This is a genomic window from Amycolatopsis suaedae, assembly GCF_004214935.1.
In the GTDB taxonomy this organism is placed as follows: Bacteria; Actinomycetota; Actinomycetes; order Mycobacteriales; family Pseudonocardiaceae; genus Amycolatopsis; species Amycolatopsis suaedae.
In genome coordinates this window covers 19,726-37,573 of record NZ_SFCC01000007.1, presented here as the reverse complement: position 1 = coordinate 37,573, position 17,848 = coordinate 19,726, and the positions used below count along the sequence as shown (strand labels likewise).

The 17,848-nt window shown below is 71.8% G+C and carries 17 protein-coding genes; 10 read left to right on the top strand and 7 right to left on the bottom strand.

Features of this window, described 5'->3' with window-relative positions:
* Nucleotides 1-47: 47 nt before the first annotated feature.
* Genes EWH70_RS14675 through EWH70_RS14660 form a run of 4 tightly spaced genes read right to left on the bottom strand, consistent with a single transcriptional unit; the run spans nt 48 to nt 5,483 of the window.
* Entirely contained in the window at nt 48-1,163 is a 1,116-nt protein-coding gene (locus tag EWH70_RS14675) for a lactonase family protein (RefSeq protein ID WP_130475947.1), read from the bottom strand.
* A gap of 14 nt (nt 1,164-1,177) precedes the next feature.
* Complete coding sequence (locus tag EWH70_RS14670) at nt 1,178-2,566, bottom strand: GntP family permease (protein ID WP_130475946.1); 1,389 nt, start codon at nt 2,564-2,566, stop codon at nt 1,178-1,180.
* Nucleotides 2,563-4,158, bottom strand: a complete 1,596-nt coding sequence (locus EWH70_RS14665) for an N-acyl-D-amino-acid deacylase family protein (RefSeq protein ID WP_130475945.1) — start codon at nt 4,156-4,158, stop codon at nt 2,563-2,565. Before EWH70_RS14665 ends, EWH70_RS14670 begins: the two co-directional genes overlap by 4 nt.
* An 8-nt stretch (nt 4,159-4,166) precedes the next feature.
* Nucleotides 4,167-5,483 (bottom strand): amino acid deaminase, encoded by a 1,317-nt coding sequence (locus EWH70_RS14660; protein WP_420809061.1) that lies wholly within the window; start codon nt 5,481-5,483, stop codon nt 4,167-4,169.
* 118 nt (nt 5,484-5,601) lie between these two features.
* Here EWH70_RS14660 and EWH70_RS14655 point away from each other — a divergent pair, with 118 nt between their 5' ends.
* From EWH70_RS14655 to EWH70_RS14645, 3 genes are read left to right on the top strand one after another with little or no spacing between them, the layout of a single operon-like run.
* Entirely contained in the window at nt 5,602-6,573 is a 972-nt protein-coding gene (locus EWH70_RS14655) for a sugar kinase (RefSeq protein WP_205669146.1), read from the top strand.
* Nucleotides 6,570-7,322, top strand: a complete 753-nt coding sequence (locus tag EWH70_RS14650) for an IclR family transcriptional regulator (protein ID WP_130475942.1) — start codon at nt 6,570-6,572, stop codon at nt 7,320-7,322. The genes EWH70_RS14655 and EWH70_RS14650 overlap by 4 nt, the downstream gene beginning before the upstream one ends.
* A gap of 23 nt (nt 7,323-7,345) precedes the next feature.
* On the top strand, nt 7,346-7,726 hold the full coding sequence (locus EWH70_RS14645) for a RidA family protein (protein WP_130475941.1): 381 nt from the start codon (nt 7,346-7,348) through the stop codon (nt 7,724-7,726).
* A 364-nt stretch (nt 7,727-8,090) separates the two neighbouring features.
* Here the strand turns inward: EWH70_RS14645 and EWH70_RS14640 are convergent, their stop codons facing one another.
* Together EWH70_RS14640 and EWH70_RS14635 are read right to left on the bottom strand one after the other, a co-directional pair.
* Nucleotides 8,091-9,086 carry a 1-aminocyclopropane-1-carboxylate deaminase gene (locus EWH70_RS14640; RefSeq protein ID WP_130475940.1) on the bottom strand — a complete coding sequence of 332 codons (996 nt, stop codon included), beginning with the start codon at nt 9,084-9,086 and terminating at the stop codon, nt 8,091-8,093.
* Between the two features lie 166 nt (nt 9,087-9,252).
* Nucleotides 9,253-9,897, bottom strand: coding sequence for a GntR family transcriptional regulator (locus EWH70_RS14635; protein WP_420809060.1), 645 nt, complete (start codon nt 9,895-9,897; stop codon nt 9,253-9,255).
* An 80-nt stretch (nt 9,898-9,977) separates the two neighbouring features.
* On the opposite strand from EWH70_RS14635, the gene EWH70_RS14630 reads away from it, so the two are divergent.
* Nucleotides 9,978-11,252: a hydroxyacid-oxoacid transhydrogenase gene (locus EWH70_RS14630; RefSeq protein ID WP_130475938.1), complete on the top strand. Its 1,275-nt coding sequence runs from the start codon at nt 9,978-9,980 to the stop codon at nt 11,250-11,252.
* 1 nt (nt 11,253) lies between these two features.
* On the opposite strand, the gene EWH70_RS14625 is transcribed toward EWH70_RS14630, so the two are convergent.
* Entirely contained in the window at nt 11,254-11,613 is a 360-nt protein-coding gene (locus EWH70_RS14625) for a DUF1844 domain-containing protein (protein WP_130475937.1), read from the bottom strand.
* A 217-nt stretch (nt 11,614-11,830) separates the two neighbouring features.
* Here EWH70_RS14625 and infC point away from each other — a divergent pair, with 217 nt between their 5' ends.
* The 6 genes from infC to pheT all read left to right on the top strand — a co-directional run bounded on the left by infC (nt 11,831) and on the right by pheT (nt 17,728).
* A complete protein-coding gene (infC, locus tag EWH70_RS14620) occupies nt 11,831-12,448 on the top strand; it encodes a translation initiation factor IF-3 (RefSeq protein ID WP_130475936.1) in 618 nt (205 codons plus the stop codon).
* Nucleotides 12,449-12,523: 75 nt separating this feature from the next.
* Complete coding sequence (gene rpmI / locus EWH70_RS14615) at nt 12,524-12,718, top strand: 50S ribosomal protein L35 (RefSeq protein WP_130475935.1); 195 nt, start codon at nt 12,524-12,526, stop codon at nt 12,716-12,718.
* Nucleotides 12,719-12,782: 64 nt separating this feature from the next.
* Complete coding sequence (rplT, locus tag EWH70_RS14610; protein WP_130475934.1) at nt 12,783-13,157, top strand: 50S ribosomal protein L20; 375 nt, start codon at nt 12,783-12,785, stop codon at nt 13,155-13,157.
* On the top strand, nt 13,154-13,990 hold the full coding sequence (locus EWH70_RS14605) for a TrmH family RNA methyltransferase (protein ID WP_205669140.1): 837 nt from the start codon (nt 13,154-13,156) through the stop codon (nt 13,988-13,990). The genes rplT and EWH70_RS14605 overlap by 4 nt, the downstream gene beginning before the upstream one ends.
* Nucleotides 13,991-14,150: 160 nt before the next feature.
* Nucleotides 14,151-15,218 (top strand): phenylalanine--tRNA ligase subunit alpha, encoded by a 1,068-nt coding sequence (pheS, locus tag EWH70_RS14600; RefSeq protein ID WP_130475933.1) that lies wholly within the window; start codon nt 14,151-14,153, stop codon nt 15,216-15,218.
* Entirely contained in the window at nt 15,218-17,728 is a 2,511-nt protein-coding gene (pheT, locus tag EWH70_RS14595) for a phenylalanine--tRNA ligase subunit beta (protein WP_130475932.1), read from the top strand. The genes pheS and pheT overlap by 1 nt, the downstream gene beginning before the upstream one ends.
* Nucleotides 17,729-17,848: the final 120 nt, after the last annotated feature.

Below are 17,848 nucleotides of genomic sequence, written 5' to 3'. Positions count from 1 at the left end.
CCTTTGGGCTCGTCAGTCCAGACGCCGACGGCCCGACCGGGCCTTCATCAGCGGAACAGGACGAACGCCACGTGACCCACCGGGGTGGTGCCCGCGGCCTTGCCGAGCCGGCCGGTCGCCGGGTCGCGCGGCAGCCAGGACACGGTGCCGGAACGCTGGTTGGCCACGTAGATCCAGCGGCCCGACGGGTCGAGCGTGAAGTGGCGCGGCCACACGCCCCCGGTGGGCACGTTCGGCGTCAGCCTGGCCAGACTCGCCCCGTTCACCGTGAACGTGGCGATGGTGTCCTCGCCCCGGTTGGACGCGTAGACGAACCGGCCGTCCGGCGACACAACGATCTCCGCCGGGTACTGCGGCGCGGGCGCCGACGGGTCGACGGTCGGGATCACCTGTCCCGTGGTCAGCCTGCCCCGGCCCGCGTCGAACGCGGCGACGGTGATCTCCGCGCGCAGCTCACCGAGGACGTAGGCGAATCCGCCCCGCGGGTGGAACGCCAGGTGCCGCGGTCCCGCGCCGGAGGGCAGGTCGAGCCGCTGGTTCAGCGCCAGTTTCCCGGTGGCCTGGTCCAGCCGGTAGACGAACACCGCGTCCGCACCCAGGTCGACGGCCAGCACCCAGCGCCCGCTCGGGTCGACGACGACCTGGTGGGCATGCGGGTCCCGTTCCCGTTTCGGATGCTTCACCACGTCGGTCGGCTCACCGAGCTTCCCGCCGGCCAGGATCGGGTTCACCGCGACGCTGCCGCCGGTGTAGTTGGCCGACAGCAGGTACTTCCCGCTCGGGTGCACGGTCAGGTGCGTGGGGTGCGCGCCGCCGGTGGAGCGGCTATTCAGGATCCGCGGCCTCGCCGCGTCGGAGACGTCCAGCGCGGTGACCCGGCCCGCCTCCAGCTCGTTGGTCACGTACATCCGGCGGCGGTCGGCCGACAGCGCCAGCCACGACGAGTCCGCCATGTCCGCGACCGTGGCACCCACCCGCAGCGCCTGACCCGACCGGGTGGCCACCTGCAGTCCCGCCCCGGGCGGCTCGCCCCAGGTGGAGTAGCTACCGAGGTAGACCACCTGCTGCCGGAGCCCGGCCCCGGCGCCCTTCGCCGTGAGCACGGCGCCCAGCCCTGCCGCGCCGACGGCGCCGAGGAACCTGCGACGATCAAGACCTGCCATCGAGAACTCCTTCTCTAGACGACTGCCATCAATCCGGCGGCGACCGCGAACCCGACGACGGAGAGGATCGTCTCCTGCACCGTCCAGGTCTTGAGGGTGTCCTGCACCGAGATCCCGAAGTACCGCGAGACGATCCAGAAACCGCCGTCGTTGACGTGCGAGGCGATGATCGACCCGGCGGCGATGGCCACCACCAGCAGCGCCAGCTGCACCTGCGAGTAGCCGAGTTCGCTGACCGTCGGCGCGAGGATGCCGCTCGTGGTGACGATGGCGACCGTGGCCGAGCCCTGCGCGATGCGCATACCGCAGCTGATCACGTAGGCGGCCAGGATCACCGGCAGGCCGGCGTCGTCCAGCGACCCGGAGACGGCCTTGCCGATCCCGGTGGCCTGCAACACCGCGCCGAAGAACGCACCGGCACCGACCACCAGCAGGATCATCGCGACCGGCCGCAGCGCCGTGCCGGACAGCTGGGACAGCTGCTTGCCGCTCATGCCGCGGCGCGTGCCCAGCAGCCACGACGCCAGCAGCACGGCGATGGTCAGCGCGACGGCGGGCGTGCCGACGAACGTGGCCACGCCGGCGATCGTGGAGTCCTTGGGCAGCCAGATGCTGCCGAACGTGCCGAGCAGGATCAGCACCAGTGGCACCGCGATGATGAACGCGACCAGCCCCAGCGACGGCGGGTTCTCGTGTTCGGAGTCACCGCCGTTCTCGACCAGCATCTCCTCGGGCACGTCGATGTGGATGCGCTTGCCTATCCACGCGGCGAACCAGACACCACCGACCAGCCAGGCCGGGATCATGCAGACCGCGCCCATCAGGATGACCCAGCCGAGGTCGACGCCGAGCAGGCCGGCCGCGGCCACCGGGCCGGGGTGCGGCGGCAGGAACGCGTGGGTCACCGACAGGCCGCCCAGCAGCGGCAGGCAGTACAGCAGGATCGACTTGCCGCCCTGCTTGGCCGCCACGTACACCAGCGGCGCCAGCACGAAGATGCCGATGTCGAAGAACACCGGGATGCCGAAGATCAGGCCGGCGACACCCATCGCCAGCGGCGCCCGCTTCTCACCGAACGCCCGCAGCAGCGACGACGTCAGCACCCTGGCGCCTCCGGACTTCTCCAGGATCGCGCCGAGCAGCGTACCCAGGCCGATGATGGCGGCGATGTGGCCGAGGATGCCGCCGAATCCCTTCTCCAGCAGGGAGTCCGACGCCTTCTGTGCCGAGCCGACCAGCGTGCCGACCGGAACGCCGGCCGCCAGCGCGGTGAGCAGGCCGACGACGATGAGCGCGATGAACGGCTCCATCTTCAGCTTGATGATGGACACCAGCAGCACGGCGATCGACACCGCCGCGAGGAGCAGCAGCCCCGGCGTCGAGTGTTGTAGCCAGTCGATCATGCGGTCCTCCCGCTGTTGCGCAGTGAGTGACCCGGCAGCGCGCCGGTCGGCCTGCCGTCGTCGATCACGGCGACGCCGTTGACCAGGACGTGGGGGAGACCGGCCGCGGGCTGGCGGGGGTTGTCGAAGGTGGCGGTGTCGGCGACCGTGTCCGGGTCGAACAGCACCAGATCGGCGGCGTAGCCGGTGCGGACCAGGCCGCGGTCGGTCAGCCGTAGCCGCGCGGCGGCGCGACCGGTCAGGTGCGCCACGCAGTCGGCCAGGTCCAGCACACCCAGCTCGCGGACGTAGCGGGCGAGGTAGCGCGGAAAGGTTCCCCAGGCCCGGGGGTGGGGGCGGTCGCCGACGAGCAGCCCGTCGCTGCCGCCGGTGTGCGTGCGGTGCCGCATGATGGCCTGCACGTTCTCCTCGTGACCGACGTGCATCAGGCACGACGTGCCCAGCCGTTCGGACACCAGGACGTCGAAGTACAGCTCCGCCGGGGCGACGCCCGCCCGCTCGGCCGACTCCGCGACGGTGTGGCCGACCAGAGGGGCGTTGTCGCTGTTGCGCACGCCGTTGATCTCGATGGCGTTCCAGTCGATCGGCACGCCGTGCGCACCGTCGGAACCGGTCTCCTCGATCTCCGCCCGGATGCGCTCGCGGGTGTCCACATCGGACAGCCGGGCGAGCGTGGTGTCCAGTCCGCCCTCGGACGACCAGCTCGGCAACAGCGCCGACAGGTAGGTCGCGCCGGGCAGGTAGGGGTAGGTGTCCAGGGAGATGTCGCAGCCGTCGTCGAGCGCGTCGTCCAGCAGTGCCAGCAGCTCCGGCGCGCGGCCCTTGTTGACCGAGAAGTTCATCGTCGCGTGTGCCAGGTGCAGCGGGCAGCCCGAGCGCCTGGACACGTCGACCATCTCCGCGAACGCCTCCAGCGCACCGGCGCCGTAGCTGCGGTGATGCGGGCTGTAGAAGCCGCCGTGCTCGCCGACCACCCGGCACAGCTCGACCAGTTCCTCGGTGCTCGCGTACATACCCGGCGTGTAGGTCAGGCCGGACGACATGCCCATCGCACCCTCACGCAGGCCGGTGACCAGCAGCTCGCGCATGGTGTCCAGTTCGGACTCGGTGGCCGGCCGGTCGTCGAACCCGACCGCCAGCATCCGCACCGAACCCTGCGGGATCAGGTAGGCGGCATTGACGGCGATGCCGCGGTCGAGGCGGTCCAGGTACTCGCCGACCGAGCGCCAGTTCCAGTCGAACCCCGGCGGGTCGTCGTTCCAGCCGGCCAGCTGAGCACGCAGTGCCGCCAGCGTCTCGTCGTTCACCGGGGCGTAGGACAGCCCGTCCTGACCGAGCACCTCGGTGGTGACGCCCTGCGACACCTTGGCCAGGTGGTCGGGATTGGCCAGCACCTGGATGTCGGAGTGCGAGTGCATGTCGATGAAACCCGGTGCCAGCACCAGGTTCTCCGCGTCGACGACGCGGGTCGCGGTGAGCGTGCCCGGGTCGGCGATCTCGGCGATCCGGCCGCCGTCGATGCCGACGTCGGCCTGGTAGAGCGGGCTGCCGGTGCCGTCGGCGACCTCGGCGCCGCGGAAGACCAGTTCCATGACTCGTCCTAGAAGTAGGTGCGGATGAGATCGGTGACCGTGTGCCCGTCGGCCGCCACGACGGGCAGCAGGGTCCACTTGTCGAACACCGTGCAGGGGTGGGAAAGGCCGAAGCCGATCCAGTCGCCGACCTCGACCGGCGACCCGGGCGCGAGCGAGAGGAACGTGTGCTGGTCGTTGAGCGCGGTGACCGTGTGCCCGGTCAGCTCCACCGGTTCGGCGCCGGGCCTGCGGAGCAGGCGGGGCGTGGGCAGGCCCTCGTCGAACGAGGCATCGCGCTTGCCCATGGTGAGCAGCGCGAGGTCCGGTTCGGGCTTGGAGACCACCTGGGCCCAGGCCCGCAGCGCCGACCGCAGTGGCGGGACGCCCGCGACCCGCGGGTGCTCGCCCAGCGGCGAGATGCCGCGGTAGAAGCCGTCGTCGTGGGTCAGGTAGGCGCCACTGCGCAGGACCGGCAGCACCGCCAGCTCGCCCCAGTCCGCGGTGAGCGCGGCGGTGACCTGGTCGAAGTAGGCGCTGCCGCCCGCGGTGACGATGACCTGGTCGGTACCGAACAGCCCGCGTGCGGCGATGTCCCTGGTCAGGTCCCGCAGACCGTCCAGATAGGACGCGATGGTGGCCAGCGATTCGGGGCCGGAGTCGTGGGCCAGCGCGCCCTCGTAGCCCGCGACGCCCGCCAGCCGCAGCGCAGGGCTGTCCCGGACGGCCTCGGCGACAGCCACCGCGGTGCCGACGTCGCGCACGCCGGTCCGGCCGCCCGCGCCGCCCAGCTCCACCAGCACGTCGACCGGCCGGTCGCGGGGGCCCAGCGCCTCGGTCATCAGCGCCACCCCGGCGACCGAGTCGACCCAGCAGGTGAACTCGAAACCGGGATCGAGGTCCAGTTCCGTGCCCAGCCAGCGCAGCGCAGCCGGGTCGAGCAGTTCGTTGGCCAGCAGCACCCGGGACACGCCGAACGCGCGGTAGACCCGCAGCTGACCGGCGTTGGCCGCGGTGATGCCCCACGAGCCGTGCTCGATCTGCCTGGCGAACAGCTCCGGCGCCATGGTGGTCTTGCCGTGCGGGGCGAGCAGCACGCCGCGGTCGGCGCACCAGCCGGCGAGCGTGCGGAGGTTGTGCTCCATCGCCGGGCCGTCCAGCACGACCAGCGGGCCGAGGAAGCCGTCGGCGAACAGGTCGGCCGGTGCCTCGGCGGTGATGTCACCGATCCGGCGGCCCCACAGGGAGGCCGGGATCGACTTGAATCGCCAGTCCAGCACCTCGTCGCGGGCCGCCAGCAGCGCGTCGCGCCCGATCACGCAGGGAGTCGTCACCGGAACGCCCACAAGACCACCTCTGATTGCGTATTTTGCAACGGCCGTTGCGCATTTTGCGTGCAGTAGGTGTAGCATCCCGCGTGTCGCCGGTCAACGGCGTGACGCGGAAGGCGGGAGGACCCCAGGGGTGGCGCAGGCGGTGTGCGTCGGCGAGTCGATGGCGTTGTTCGTGCCGGCCGAACCGGGCCCGGCCCGGCAGGTCCGTACCTGGCGCCGGACGGTCGGTGGCGCGGAGTCCAATGTGGCCTGTCATCTGGTCGCGCTCGGTGTGCCCAGTCGCTGGGTGAGTGCCGTGGGTGCCGACCCGCTCGGCGCGGCGCTGCTCGACGAGCTGGCCGGGGCGGGTGTGGACGTCGGCGCGGTACGGGTCGACCCGGAGCGGCAGACCGGCCTGTACCTCAAGGAGGGCGACGCGGCCGGCAGCACCGTCCGGTACTACCGGACCGGCTCGGCGGCCTCCGCGATGGGCCCGGACCTGCTCGCCGGCCTGGACCTGACCGGCGTCCGGCTGGTGCACCTGTCCGGGATCACCCCCGCGTTGTCGCGTAGCTGCCACGATCTCGTGACCGCGCTGCTGCGGGCGCCGAGGGACGGTCGGATCGTGTCGTTCGACGTCAACTGGCGGCCGAAACTGTGGCCGGACGGCGACGGCCCGAGGGTGCTGGCCGAGCTGGCCGGGCTTGCCGACGTCGTGCTCGTCGGCGCCGACGAGGCCGAGGCACTGTGGGGGACCGGCGATCCGGCGGCGCTTGCCGAGCGGCTCGGCAACCCGCCCGCCGTGGTGGTCAAGCGTGCCGAGCACGGGGCCACCCTGCTGGAGAACGGGACGTCGACCTCGGCCGCCGCGCTCGCCGTCGACGTCGTGGAGCCGGTCGGCGCGGGCGACGCGTTCGCCGCCGGGTTCCTCGCGGCGACCTTGCGTGGCGACGACCCGCGGACCCGGCTGCGGTCCGGGCACCTGCAGGCCGCCGCGACCCTGCTCACCCACGACGACGTCGCACCGCCGCTGCCGGCGGACGTCGTCACCCGGCTGCTGCGTGCCGACGACGCCGACTGGGCCGCCACCCGGCTCACCGCGGACGGGCTGGTGCCGGCGTGAGCCAGAGCCTGGACCGGGCGCTGACCCTGCTGGCGCGGCTGGCGAAGGAGGCCAAGACCCTCGACCAGCTGGCCGAGGAGGTCGGCGTCCACAAGACCACCGTGCTGCGGCTGCTGCGCACCCTGGAGTCGCACAACTTCGTGCGCCGCGACGGCCCGCGGTACTACCGGCTCGGCAGCGCCCTGTTCAGCCTCGCCAACCAGGCGCTGGAGGGCTACGACGTGCGGCGTGCCGCGCAGCCGGCGCTGGCCGCGCTCAACGCCGCCACCGGGCACACCGTGCATCTGGCCGCCTACGCCGAGGGCGAGGTGGTGTACATCGACAAGTACGAGGGCACGCACTCGGTCCGGATGTACTCGCGGGTCGGCAAGCGGGCGCCGCTGCACTGCACGGCGGTCGGCAAGGTGCTGGTGGCGTCGTTCCCCCCGGGGCAGCGTGAGGAGGTGGCCCGCGCCATCGACTACGTGCGGCTCACCGACAACACGATCGCCGGCCCCGAACAGTTCCTGGCCGAGCTGGACCGGGTCGCCGCCCGCGGCTACGCCGTGGACAACGCCGAGCACGAGGACTTCATCCACTGCATCGCCGCTCCGGTCAGGGACCAGAGCGGTACGGTGCTCGCCGCGGTGTCGCTGTCGGTGCCCAAGGTGCTGCTGGACCTGGACGGTCTGCTGGCACTGGTGCCCGACCTCGTCGCCGCGGCCGACCAAGCCTCCGTCCACAGTGGAGGAACAGGCGAGCATGCCTGACGAACGCGGAAAGGTGATGAGCAATGGGTAAGGTCGCGATCAGCACGGAGAACGCGCCGAAGCCGGTGGCCAACTTCTCGCAGGCTGTCCGCAAGGGCAACATCCTGCAGGTGGCCGGCCAGGTCGCGTTCCACCCGGTCACCGGTGAGGTGGTGGGGGAGACCGTGGCCGAGCAGACCCGGCAGACGATGGCGAACATCAAGTCCATCCTGGAGGCCGCCGGAGCGAGCTTCGACGACCTGGTGATGGTGCGGGCCTACCTGACCGACACCGACCACTTCGCGGAGTTCAACCAGGTGTACAACGAGATCATCACCGAGCCGTACTCGGCCCGCACCACCGTCTACGTGGGACTGCCGGCTCCCCTCCTGGTGGAGATCGACGCCCTCGCGGTGCTGGACTGACCCGCGCGGTGCGGTTGGCTTTGGCGAGTACCCCAATGTGGCATTGGGGTACTTGAACTCCCCCAATGTGGCATTGGGGGAGTTTCACCGGTCATGGGGTGGTCTCGTTCGTGGCGACCGGTGGGGCTGCCGTGCCTGCTGTGCCTGCTGTGACCACTGCGACTGCCGAGGCAACGGCACCAAGGGCCACGAACCACATGAAGGCCACCTTCATCACAGGAGACGACAGGAACTCGGCCTTCACGCGAACCCATACGCCCCAGCCGCACCGGGCGCCACAGCGGCATCAGCGGTCACCCCGAACGAGACCACTCAGCGCCGACCGCGCCGAGGTCTCACGTGGTGAAGGTGGCCTTCACGTGCTTCAGAACAGCGAGCTGTAGGCGCTGAGGGCTGGCTGGCCGCCCAGGTGTGCGAACAGGACCGTCGAGTCGCGGCCGATCTCGCCCGAGGACACCAGTTCGATGAGCCCGGCCATCGACTTCCCCTCGTACACCGGGTCGGTCACCATGCCCTCCAGGCTCGCCGCCAGGCGCATGGCCGCCAGGCACGGCTCGTCGGGAATGCCGTAGACGCCACCGGCGAACCGTTCGTCGAGGATCACCTCGCCGACCGGCCCCGCGCCGATCAGCTCCGCCGTCGCCGCGGCGATCCGCGCCACCTGCGCGCGGGTCCGCTCCGGCGCGGCGGAGCCGTCGATGCCGACGATCCGCCGCGCCCGGCCGGACGCGGCGACGCCGGCCAGCATCCCGGCCTGCGTGCTGCCGGTCACCGAGCACACGACCACGGTGTCGAAGAAGACGCCCAGCTCGGCCTCCTGCCGTTCCAGCTCGGCGATCCAGCCGGCGAACCCGAGGCCGCCGAGCCGGTGGTCCGACGCGCCCGCCGGGATGGCGTACGGCTTGCCGCCCGCCTCGGCGACTTCGGCCACGGCGCGCTGCCAGCTGTCCTTCACGCCGATGTCGAAACCGGACTCCACCAGCCGCACGTCGGCACCCAGCAGCCGGGACAGCTGGATGTTGCCGACCCGGTCGTAACCGGGATCCGGCCAGTCGACCCAGCTTTCCTGTACCAGCACGGCTTTCAGCCCGGTCCGCGCGGCCGCGGCGGCGACCTGCCTGGTGTGGTTGGACTGCACGCCGCCGATCGACACCAGCGTGTCGACACCGTCGGCCAGCGCGTCGGCCACCAGGTACTCGAGCTTGCGCGTCTTGTTGCCCCCGTAGGCCAGCCCGGAGTTGAGATCCTCGCGCTTGGCCCAGATCCGGGCACCGCCGAGGTGATCGCTCAGCCGGTCGAGCGGGTGCACCGGCGACGGCCCCAGCAGCAGCGGGTGGCGCGGAAAGTCGTCCAAAGACACTAGTGGTCACGACCGGAAGTCTGTCGGGGGTCTCGGCGGCCCAGCTTCCCGCTGGACGCACGGCCGGAAGACCCGAGTACGACACCGGTACGAGGGTCTCCCGGCCGCACCCCCAGCGGAAACCTGGCTCCACCGAATACCCCCAACGAACTTCCGGTCGTAACCACTAGTCCTCCAACAGGTCTTCCAGTTCGGTCCAGATCGCCGAGGTGATCCGTTCGACGGCGGGCAGGTCGGCCGTGCGGTAGGCCGCGATCAGCTCGGCGTGCCGCCGCACCGAGCGCTGGGCGGGCAGGCCGCTGAACCGCATCCGCTCCAGCCTGCGCAGCAGCGGGGTGTAGCGGTCGAGCGTCTCGTGGACGGCCTGGTTGCCCGCGACCACGACCGGGATGTCGTGGAACTCGTCGTCGGCGGCGATGGCGCCGTCGACGTCTCCGCTGCCGACCGCCTCGGTGAACCGGAGGTTGGCCTCCTGCATGCGGGACAGCTCGCCGTCGCCCATCCGGTCGAACGCGGCGCGGGCGGCCCACTCGTGCAGTGCGCGCACCAGGTGCAGTGCGTCGCGGACCTGCCCGGGACGCACCGGCGCGACCCTCGTGTAGCTCTGCGGCTTCGAGTCGACCAGGCCCTCGGCCGCCAGCCGGGTCAGCGCCTGCCGCACGGGCGCGCGGGACAGGCCCAGCTCGGCGGCCAGGTCGGCATCCCGCAGATCCTGGCCGACGGCCAGCTCGCCGGTGACGATGGCCGTCCGCAGCCGCGCGTACACCTCGTCCCGCAGCAGTGTCCGGCCGACCGGTCGTAAGGTACTCACATCTAACATTTTAGTCGACGATTGCCTGCCGTGGCCACCCCGTGCCAGTGTTCGAGGGGCGGACGACAGGGAGGTTGGGCGTGACGGAGTACCTCAACGAGACGGTGTTCACCTGGGGCGGCGTGCCGCTGAAGTTCGGGGCGGGGGCCGTCGACGAGATCGGGCACGACCTCGGTCAGCTGGGGGCGGACCGGGTGCTGGTGGTGACCGATCCGGGCATCGCCGAGGCGGGGATCGCGCAGCGGGTCGCGGACGCGGCGACCGCGGCGGGGCTCACCGTCGGGATCTACGACCGGGTGCACGTGGAGCCGACCGACACCAGCTTCGCCGAGGCCGTCGAGTTCGCCGGGCAGTCCGAGTGGGACGGGTTCATCGGCGTCGGCGGCGGCTCGTCGATCGACACGGCCAAGGCCATCAACCTGCTCACCACCTACCCCGGCGAGCTGCACGACTACCTCAACAAGCCGATCGGCGAGGGCAAGGCCCCGCCCGGGCCGTTGAAGCCGCTGGTCGCCGTGCCGACCACGGCGGGCACCGGCGCGGAGAGCACGCCGGTGTGCGTGCTGGACATGCTGAGCCTCAAGGTCAAGACCGGCATCAGCCACCCGCGGCTACGGCCCTCGCTGGCGGTGGTCGACCCGCTGCTCACTCTCGGCCTGCCGCCCGAGGTCACGGCTGCCAGCGGCATGGACGTGCTCTGTCACGCGCTGGAGTCCTACACGGCCAAGCCCTACGACGCGTTCCCCCGGCACACGCCGGAGACCCGGGTGGCCTACTGCGGGTCCAACCCCATCTCCGACCTGTGGGCGGAGAAGGCGATGAGCCTGCTCGGCGGGGCGTTCCGGCGCGCCGTGCTGACCGGCGGCGACCTCGCCGCACGCACCGACATGATGATGGCCGCAACGTTCGCCGGCATGGGCTTCGGCAACGCGGGCGTGCACATCCCGCACGCCTGCGGCTATCCCATCGCCGGGATGGTGCGTGACTACGTGCCCTCCGGCTATCCGGACGCACCGCTGGTGCCACACGGACAGTCGGTGTCGCTGACCGCGCCGGCCGCGTTCCGGTTCACGTTCCCCACCGACCCGGCCAGGCACCAGCGCGCCGCGCGGCTGCTCGCGCCCGACACGACACCGCACGACGACCCGCGCGAGCAGCTTCCGTCCGTGCTGGCGGCGCTGATGCGTGACATCGGCATCCCCAGCGGCCTCGGCGAGGTGGGCTACGGCAAGTCCGACATCGACGGGCTGGTGGACGGCGCCATGAAGCAGCAGCGGCTGCTCGCGGTCGCGCCCCGCCCGGTCGGCGCGGACGACCTCGCGGCGATCTTCCTGGACTCGTTCGAGAACTGGTGAGTCAGTGCACGGGCCCGGTGTACTTCTCGCCGGGCCCCTGACCCGGGGCGTCCGGTACGGCCGACGACTCGCGGAACGCCTTCTGCAGCGACTGCAGGCCGTCCCGCAACGGGCCGGCGTGCGCGCCGAGGTACTCGGCGGACGCGGTGACCAGGCCGGCGAGGGCGGTGATCAGCCTGCGCGCCTCGTCCAGGTCACGCTGGGGGCTGGTGTCCGGATCAGGGGAGGCCAGCCCCAGCCGCTCGGCGGCGGCGGACATCAGCATCAGCGCGGACCTGCTGATCACCTCGACACTCGGGATGTCGCCGAGCTCGCGCGGCTCCGGGGAATTCTGGGGCTGCTCAGCAGCGTTGTGCGACACGTCTGGTACCCTTCCACGAGCGACCAGCCCCCGGGCGACCGGGGGCGGCAAGTGGAGCCCCGCTCCCACCCGCGTCGCCGCTACACCAGGCGGCCGGGTCCGGTCTCGCACACTCGATCCTCGGGTTTCCCGAGGTGACCGTGCGCGGTGGCGGCCGTCGTGCCGCCGATCGGAGCGGGCCCCGTCCGGCAGCAGCCGGAGCCGGGGCCCGAAGCATGTGGGCACCAGGTCGAGAAGAGAACATAACTCGGACCAAGGAGGGCTCATTAGCTCTGAGACGCGCATCAACGAGCGCATTCGCGTTCCCGAGGTCCGCCTCGTCGGACCGAACGGCGAGCAGGTCGGGATCGTCCGCATAGAGGACGCCCTGCGGCTCGCCCAGGAAGCGGACCTCGACCTCGTCGAGGTCGCGCCACAGGCGAAGCCGCCCGTGGCGAGGCTGATGGACTTCGGCAAGTTCAAGTACGAGAGCGCGCAGAAGGCCAGGGAATCGCGGCGGAACCAGCAGCTGACGGTCATCAAGGAACAGAAGCTGCGGCCGAAGATCGACCAGCACGACTACGAGACGAAGAAGGGCCACGTGTCCCGCTTCCTCGCGGCCGGGAACAAGGTCAAGGTGACCATCATGTTCCGTGGCCGCGAGCAGTCGAGGCCTGAACTCGGGTTCCGCCTCCTGCAGAAGCTGGCCGACGACGTGACCGAGCTCGGGTTCGTCGAGTCGGCTCCCAAGCAGGACGGTCGCAACATGATCATGGTGTTGGCGCCGCACAAGAACCTGAAGCCGAAGGCGAAGGCCAAGGCCAGGGAGGAAGCCGAAGACGGCTCCGAGTCCTGAGGCAGGCACAACACAGTCAGCAGCACGCCGCGCCGCTCGCGGCCCGGTGTGCTGCCGCACGGAAGAGGAAGAACCATGCCGAAGCAGAAGACGCACAGCGGGACGTCCAAGCGGATCCGCGTCACCGGGACCGGCAAGCTCCGCCGGCAGAAGGCCGGCCGCCGTCACCTGATGGAGAAGAAGGCCAGCAAGGTGACCCGCCGTCTCGAGGGCACCACCGAGGTGGCCAAGAACGACGTCGCCCGGGTCAAGCGCCTCCTCGGCCGCTGACTCGAACACTGTGAACTGAACACCCGGGGCGTGATCCGCCCCCCGAGATCGACAGGATGGACCCGTGGCACGCGTCAAGCGGGCGGTCAACGCCAAGAAGAAGCGTCGCTCCACTCTCGAGCTGGCCAGCGGCTACCGCGGTCAGCGCTCCCGGCTGTACCGCAAGGCCAAGGAGCAGACCCTTCACTCCCTCAACTACGCCTACCGGGACCGTCGCGCCCGCAAGGGTGACTTCCGCCAGCTGTGGATCACCCGCATCAACGCGGCCGCCCGCGCGAACGGCGTGACCTACAACCGCTTCATCCAGGGCCTGAAGGCCGCCGGTGTCGAGGTCGACCGCAAGATCCTCGCCGACCTCGCGGTCAACGACGCCGCCGCGTTCACCGGCCTGGTCGAGGTGGCCAAGCAGCACATCACCACCGAGAAGAAGTCGGCCTGAGCACGACCGACCGCAGCGCCCGGCCCGGGGAAGGACCGGAGGCTCCCGCGAGCCACCGGACCCCCCGGGTCGCTGCTGCTCGCAAGCTGACCAGCAGGGCCGGCCGCGCCGAGGCCGGGCGGTTCCTCGCCGAGGGCGTCCAGGCGGTGCGTGAGGCACTGGCCCACGGCACGGTGCACGAGCTGTTCGTCACCGAGGCCGCCGCCGGCAGGCAGCCCGAGCTGCTCACGCGGGCCGCCGGGTCCGGCGTCCGTGTCACCTTCGTCACCGACCGCGCGGCGCAGCTGCTGTCCGACACGGTCACCCCGCAGGGCCTGGTCGCCGTGTGCGACACGGTCGACGTCGGCCTGTCCGCCGCGCTGGCGGGCAGCCCGCGCTTGGTGGCGGTCCTGGCCGGGGTGGCCGACCCGGGCAACGCCGGCACCGTGCTGCGGGTCGCCGACGCGGCCGGTGCGGACGCCGTGGTGTTCGCGGGCGGCACCGTCGACCCGCACAACGGCAAGTGCGTGCGTGCCTCCACCGGCAGCCTGTTCCACCTCCCGGTCGCCCGGCACCGCGACGTCGCCGAGGCGATCGCCGCCTGCCGTGCCGCGGGCCTGCGGGTGCTGGCCGCCGACGGCTACGCCGAGTCGGCCCTCGACACGGCGGCCGACCTGCACGAGCCCTCCGCCTGGCTGTTCGGCAACGAGGCACACGGCCTGCCCGCCGACGTGCTCGCGCTGGCCGACCGGGGTGTCCGCGTCCCGCTCTACGGGGCCGCCGAGAGCCTCAACCTCGCCACCGCGGCCGCCGTCTGCCTCTACGCCAGCGCGCTGGCTGCCCATCGCGGCTGACGCCACCATCGGGGGATGCCGGGCGTGGTGATCCCGCACAGCCGGTGAAAACCGATGCCGAGCAGGGGGACCATCAGTGGGTCGCCTAAACTCGGCCCTTGGAAAACACGCTGGTGTCGGCCACCCGGCCGCCCACCCTCCCCGTGGACGCCGAGGAGTCATGCCCGAAGCCAACGACACGCAGGACCCGAGCCAGTCGGGTGCGCTCGCGCCGGAAGCCCTGCAGGCCGCCGTCAAGAACGCCGACGCCGCCTTCGCCGCGGCCGCCGACCTCGACGCCCTGGCCGCGGTCAAGCCGGCGCACCTGGGCGACAACGCGCCCCTGATGCTCGCCCGCCGCGCCATCGGCGCGCTGCCGAAGAAGGACAAGGCGGACGCGGGCAAGCGGGTCAACGAGGCCAGGGTGGCCATCCAGTCGGCGTTCGACTCGCGCAGGGCCGTGCTGCAGGCCGAGCGCGACGAGCGCGTGCTGCGCGACGAGGCGGTCGACGTCACGCTGCCCTGGGACCGGGTCCCGCGGGGCGCGCGGCACCCGATCAGCACGATCGCCGACCAGGTCGCCGACGTGTTCGTGGGCATGGGCTACCGGGTCGCCGACGGGCCCGAGCTGGAAGCCGAGTGGTTCAACTTCGACGCGCTGAACTTCGCCAAGGACCACCCGGCGCGGCAGCTCCAGGACACGTTCTACGTCGCGCCCGCGGGCAGCGGCCTGGTGCTGCGCACGCACACCTCGCCGGTGCAGGCCCGCACGCTGCTGCACCGTGACCTGCCGGTCTACGTCGTCTGCCCGGGCCGGACGTTCCGCACCGACGAGCTGGACGCCACCCACACGCCGGTCTTCCACCAGGTGGAAGGCCTCGCGGTGGACAAGGGCATCACGATGGCTCACCTGAAGGGCACGCTGGACGCCTTCGCCAAGGCGATGTTCGGCGAGCGCTCGAAGACCAGGCTGCGCCCGCACTTCTTCCCGTTCACCGAGCCGTCGGCCGAGGTCGACGTGTGGTTCCCGGAGAAGAAGGGCGGCCCCGGCTGGGTCGAGTGGGGTGGCTGCGGCATGGTCAACCCGAACGTCCTGCGGGCCTGCGGCGTCGATCCCGAGATCTACTCCGGGTTTGCCTTCGGCATGGGCCTGGAGCGGACCCTGCAGTTCCGCAACGGAATTCCCGACATGCGCGACATGGTGGAGGGTGACGTCCGGTTCACCCTGCCCTTCGGAACGGAGGCGTAGTGCGAGTCCCCGTCAGCTGGCTGACCGAGCACCTCGGTCTCGGTGAAGCGGTCGGCGCGCAGGAGCTGGTCGAGGCCTTCGTCCGCATCGGCATCGAGGTGGACGGTGTCCACCAGCTCGAGCCGGTCACCGGCCCGCTCGTCGTGGGCCGGGTCGTGGAGATCGAGGAGCTCACCGGCTTCAAGAAGCCGATCCGGTTCTGTCAGGTGGAGGTCGGCGAGCTGACCTCGGCCACCGCCGACAACCCGACCGCGGTCAAGACCCGCGGCATCATCTGCGGCGCGTCCAACTTCGCCGAGGGCGACCTGGTCGCCGTGGCGCTGCCCGGCGCTGTGCTGCCCGGCGGGTTCGCCATCACGGCCCGGCAGACCTACGGGCACGTCAGCGACGGCATGATCTGCTCGGCCAAGGAGCTGGGACTGGGCGACGACCACACCGGCATCCTCGTCCTGCCGCCCGGCACGGCCGACCCCGGTGACGACGCCGCCGAGGTGCTGGGCCTGGAGGACACCGTCATCGAGCTGGCGCCCACGCCCGACCGCGGCTACGCGCTGTCGATCCGCGGGCTGGCCAGGGAGCTGTCCAACGCGCTGGATGTCCCGTTCGGCGACCCGGCGGCGCTGGAGATCCCGCAGGCGGAGTCGGACGTGTGGCCGGTGCGCATCGAGGACCCGGTGGCCTGCCCCCGGTTCGTGCTGCGCCGGGTCACCGGCCTGGACGCCGGGGCGCCGACGCCGTGGTGGATCCGCCGCAGGCTGCTGCTGGCCGGGATCCGGTCGATCTCGCTCGCGGTGGACGTCACCAACTACGTGATGCTGGAGCTGGGCCACCCGCTGCACGCATGGGACGCCGCGTCGCTGAGCGGCGACCTGGTGGTCCGCCGGGCACGGCCGGGCGAGAAGCTCACCACGCTCGACGACGTGTCCCGTGAGCTGGACCCGGACGACATCGTCATCGCCGACGACACCGGCGTGGTGTCGCTGGCCGGGACGATGGGCGGGGCCAGCACGGAGATCAACGACGACAGCACCGACGTCCTCATCGAGGCGGCCCACTGGGATCCGCCGTCGATCAGCCGGACGGCGCGCAGGCACAAGCTGTTCTCCGAGGCCGCCAAGCGGTTCGAGCGGTTCACCGACCCGCAGCTGCCCCCGGCGGCGGTGGAGATGGCGGCCCGGCTGCTGCGGCAGTACGGCGACGGCACCATCCGTCCGGGCCGTACCGACGAGGGTCAGGTTCCCGCGGTCACGCCGGTGACCATGCCGATCAACCTGCCCGACCAGGTCGCCGGTGTGCGCTACGACCGGGGCGTCACAGTGCGCAGGCTGACCCAGATCGGCTGCAAGGTCCAGGTCAGCACCGGCGACGACGGGACGGCCTCGGTCACCGTGCTCCCGCCGAGCTGGCGTGGCGACCTGGTCCAGCCCGCCGACCTCGTCGAGGAGGTGCTGCGGCTGGAGGGCTACGACAGTATCCCGTCGGTGCTGCCGTCGGCTCCCGCCGGTGGCGGCCTGACCGACGCCCAGCGGCGCCGCCGTTCCGTGGCGCGGGCACTGGCCGAGGCGGGCTACGTCGAGGTGCTGCCGTTCCCGTTCGTCGCGCCGTCGGTCTGGGACGCGTTCGGCCTGGAGGCCGACGACGACCGCCGCCGCGCGGCCAGCGTGCTCAACCCGCTGGAGTCGGACAAGCACCAGCTCGCCACGACGCTGCTGCCCGGTCTGCTGGAAACGTTGCAGCGCAACACTTCCCGTGGTTTCCGGGACGTGGCGCTGTTCCACGTCGGGCAGGTCGTCCTGCCGCAGGCCGAGCCGGCCGAGATGCCGGAGGTCGGTGTACAAGCCAGGCCTGCCGACGACGTCCTGGCCGCGCTGGAGGCGGCTGTGCCCGCCCAGCCACTGCACGTGGCCGTGGTGCTGGCGGGCGACCGCACGCGAGCGGGCTGGTGGGGTACCGGCGAGGCGGCGTCGTGGGCCGACGCCGTGCAGGCGGCCCGGACCGTCGCGACGGCGGCCGGTGTGTCGCTGACCGTGCGTGCGGCTGACCTGATGCCGTGGCACCCCGGCCGGTGCGCGCAGCTGCTCGTCGGCGATCAGCCGGTCGGCCACGCCGGTGAGCTGCACCCGAAGGTCGTCGAGGCCCTCGGCCTGCCGCGGCGGACCGTCGCCATGGAGCTGGACCTGGACGCCATCCCGCTGGAGGTGAACCGGCCCGCGCCGGTCATCTCGCCGTACCCGCCGGTGCTGCTCGACGTGGCGCTGGTCGTCGACGCGGCGGTGCCCGCGGCCGACCTCGCCGGCGCGCTCGTCGAGGGCGGCGGCGCGCTGCTGGAGGACGTCACGTTGTTCGACGACTTCACCGGCGAGCAGCTGGGCGAGGGCAAGCGGTCGCTGGCCTACAAGCTGCGGCTGCGTGCGCCCGACCGCACGCTCACGGTCGAGGAGGCCACCGAGGCCCGCGACGCCGCGGTCGCGGCGGCCGCCGAACGCTTCGGCGCGACCCTGCGATCCTGACAGCGGCCCGCCCGGGGAGGTAGGCTCGCCGGGTGATCGCCTCCCGTGCCACCGCCGTTCCCGGTGGTGTGAGGCCCTGATGGTCCCGGGAAGCGGCGGCAGCGCCGGTTCCCGGAGAAG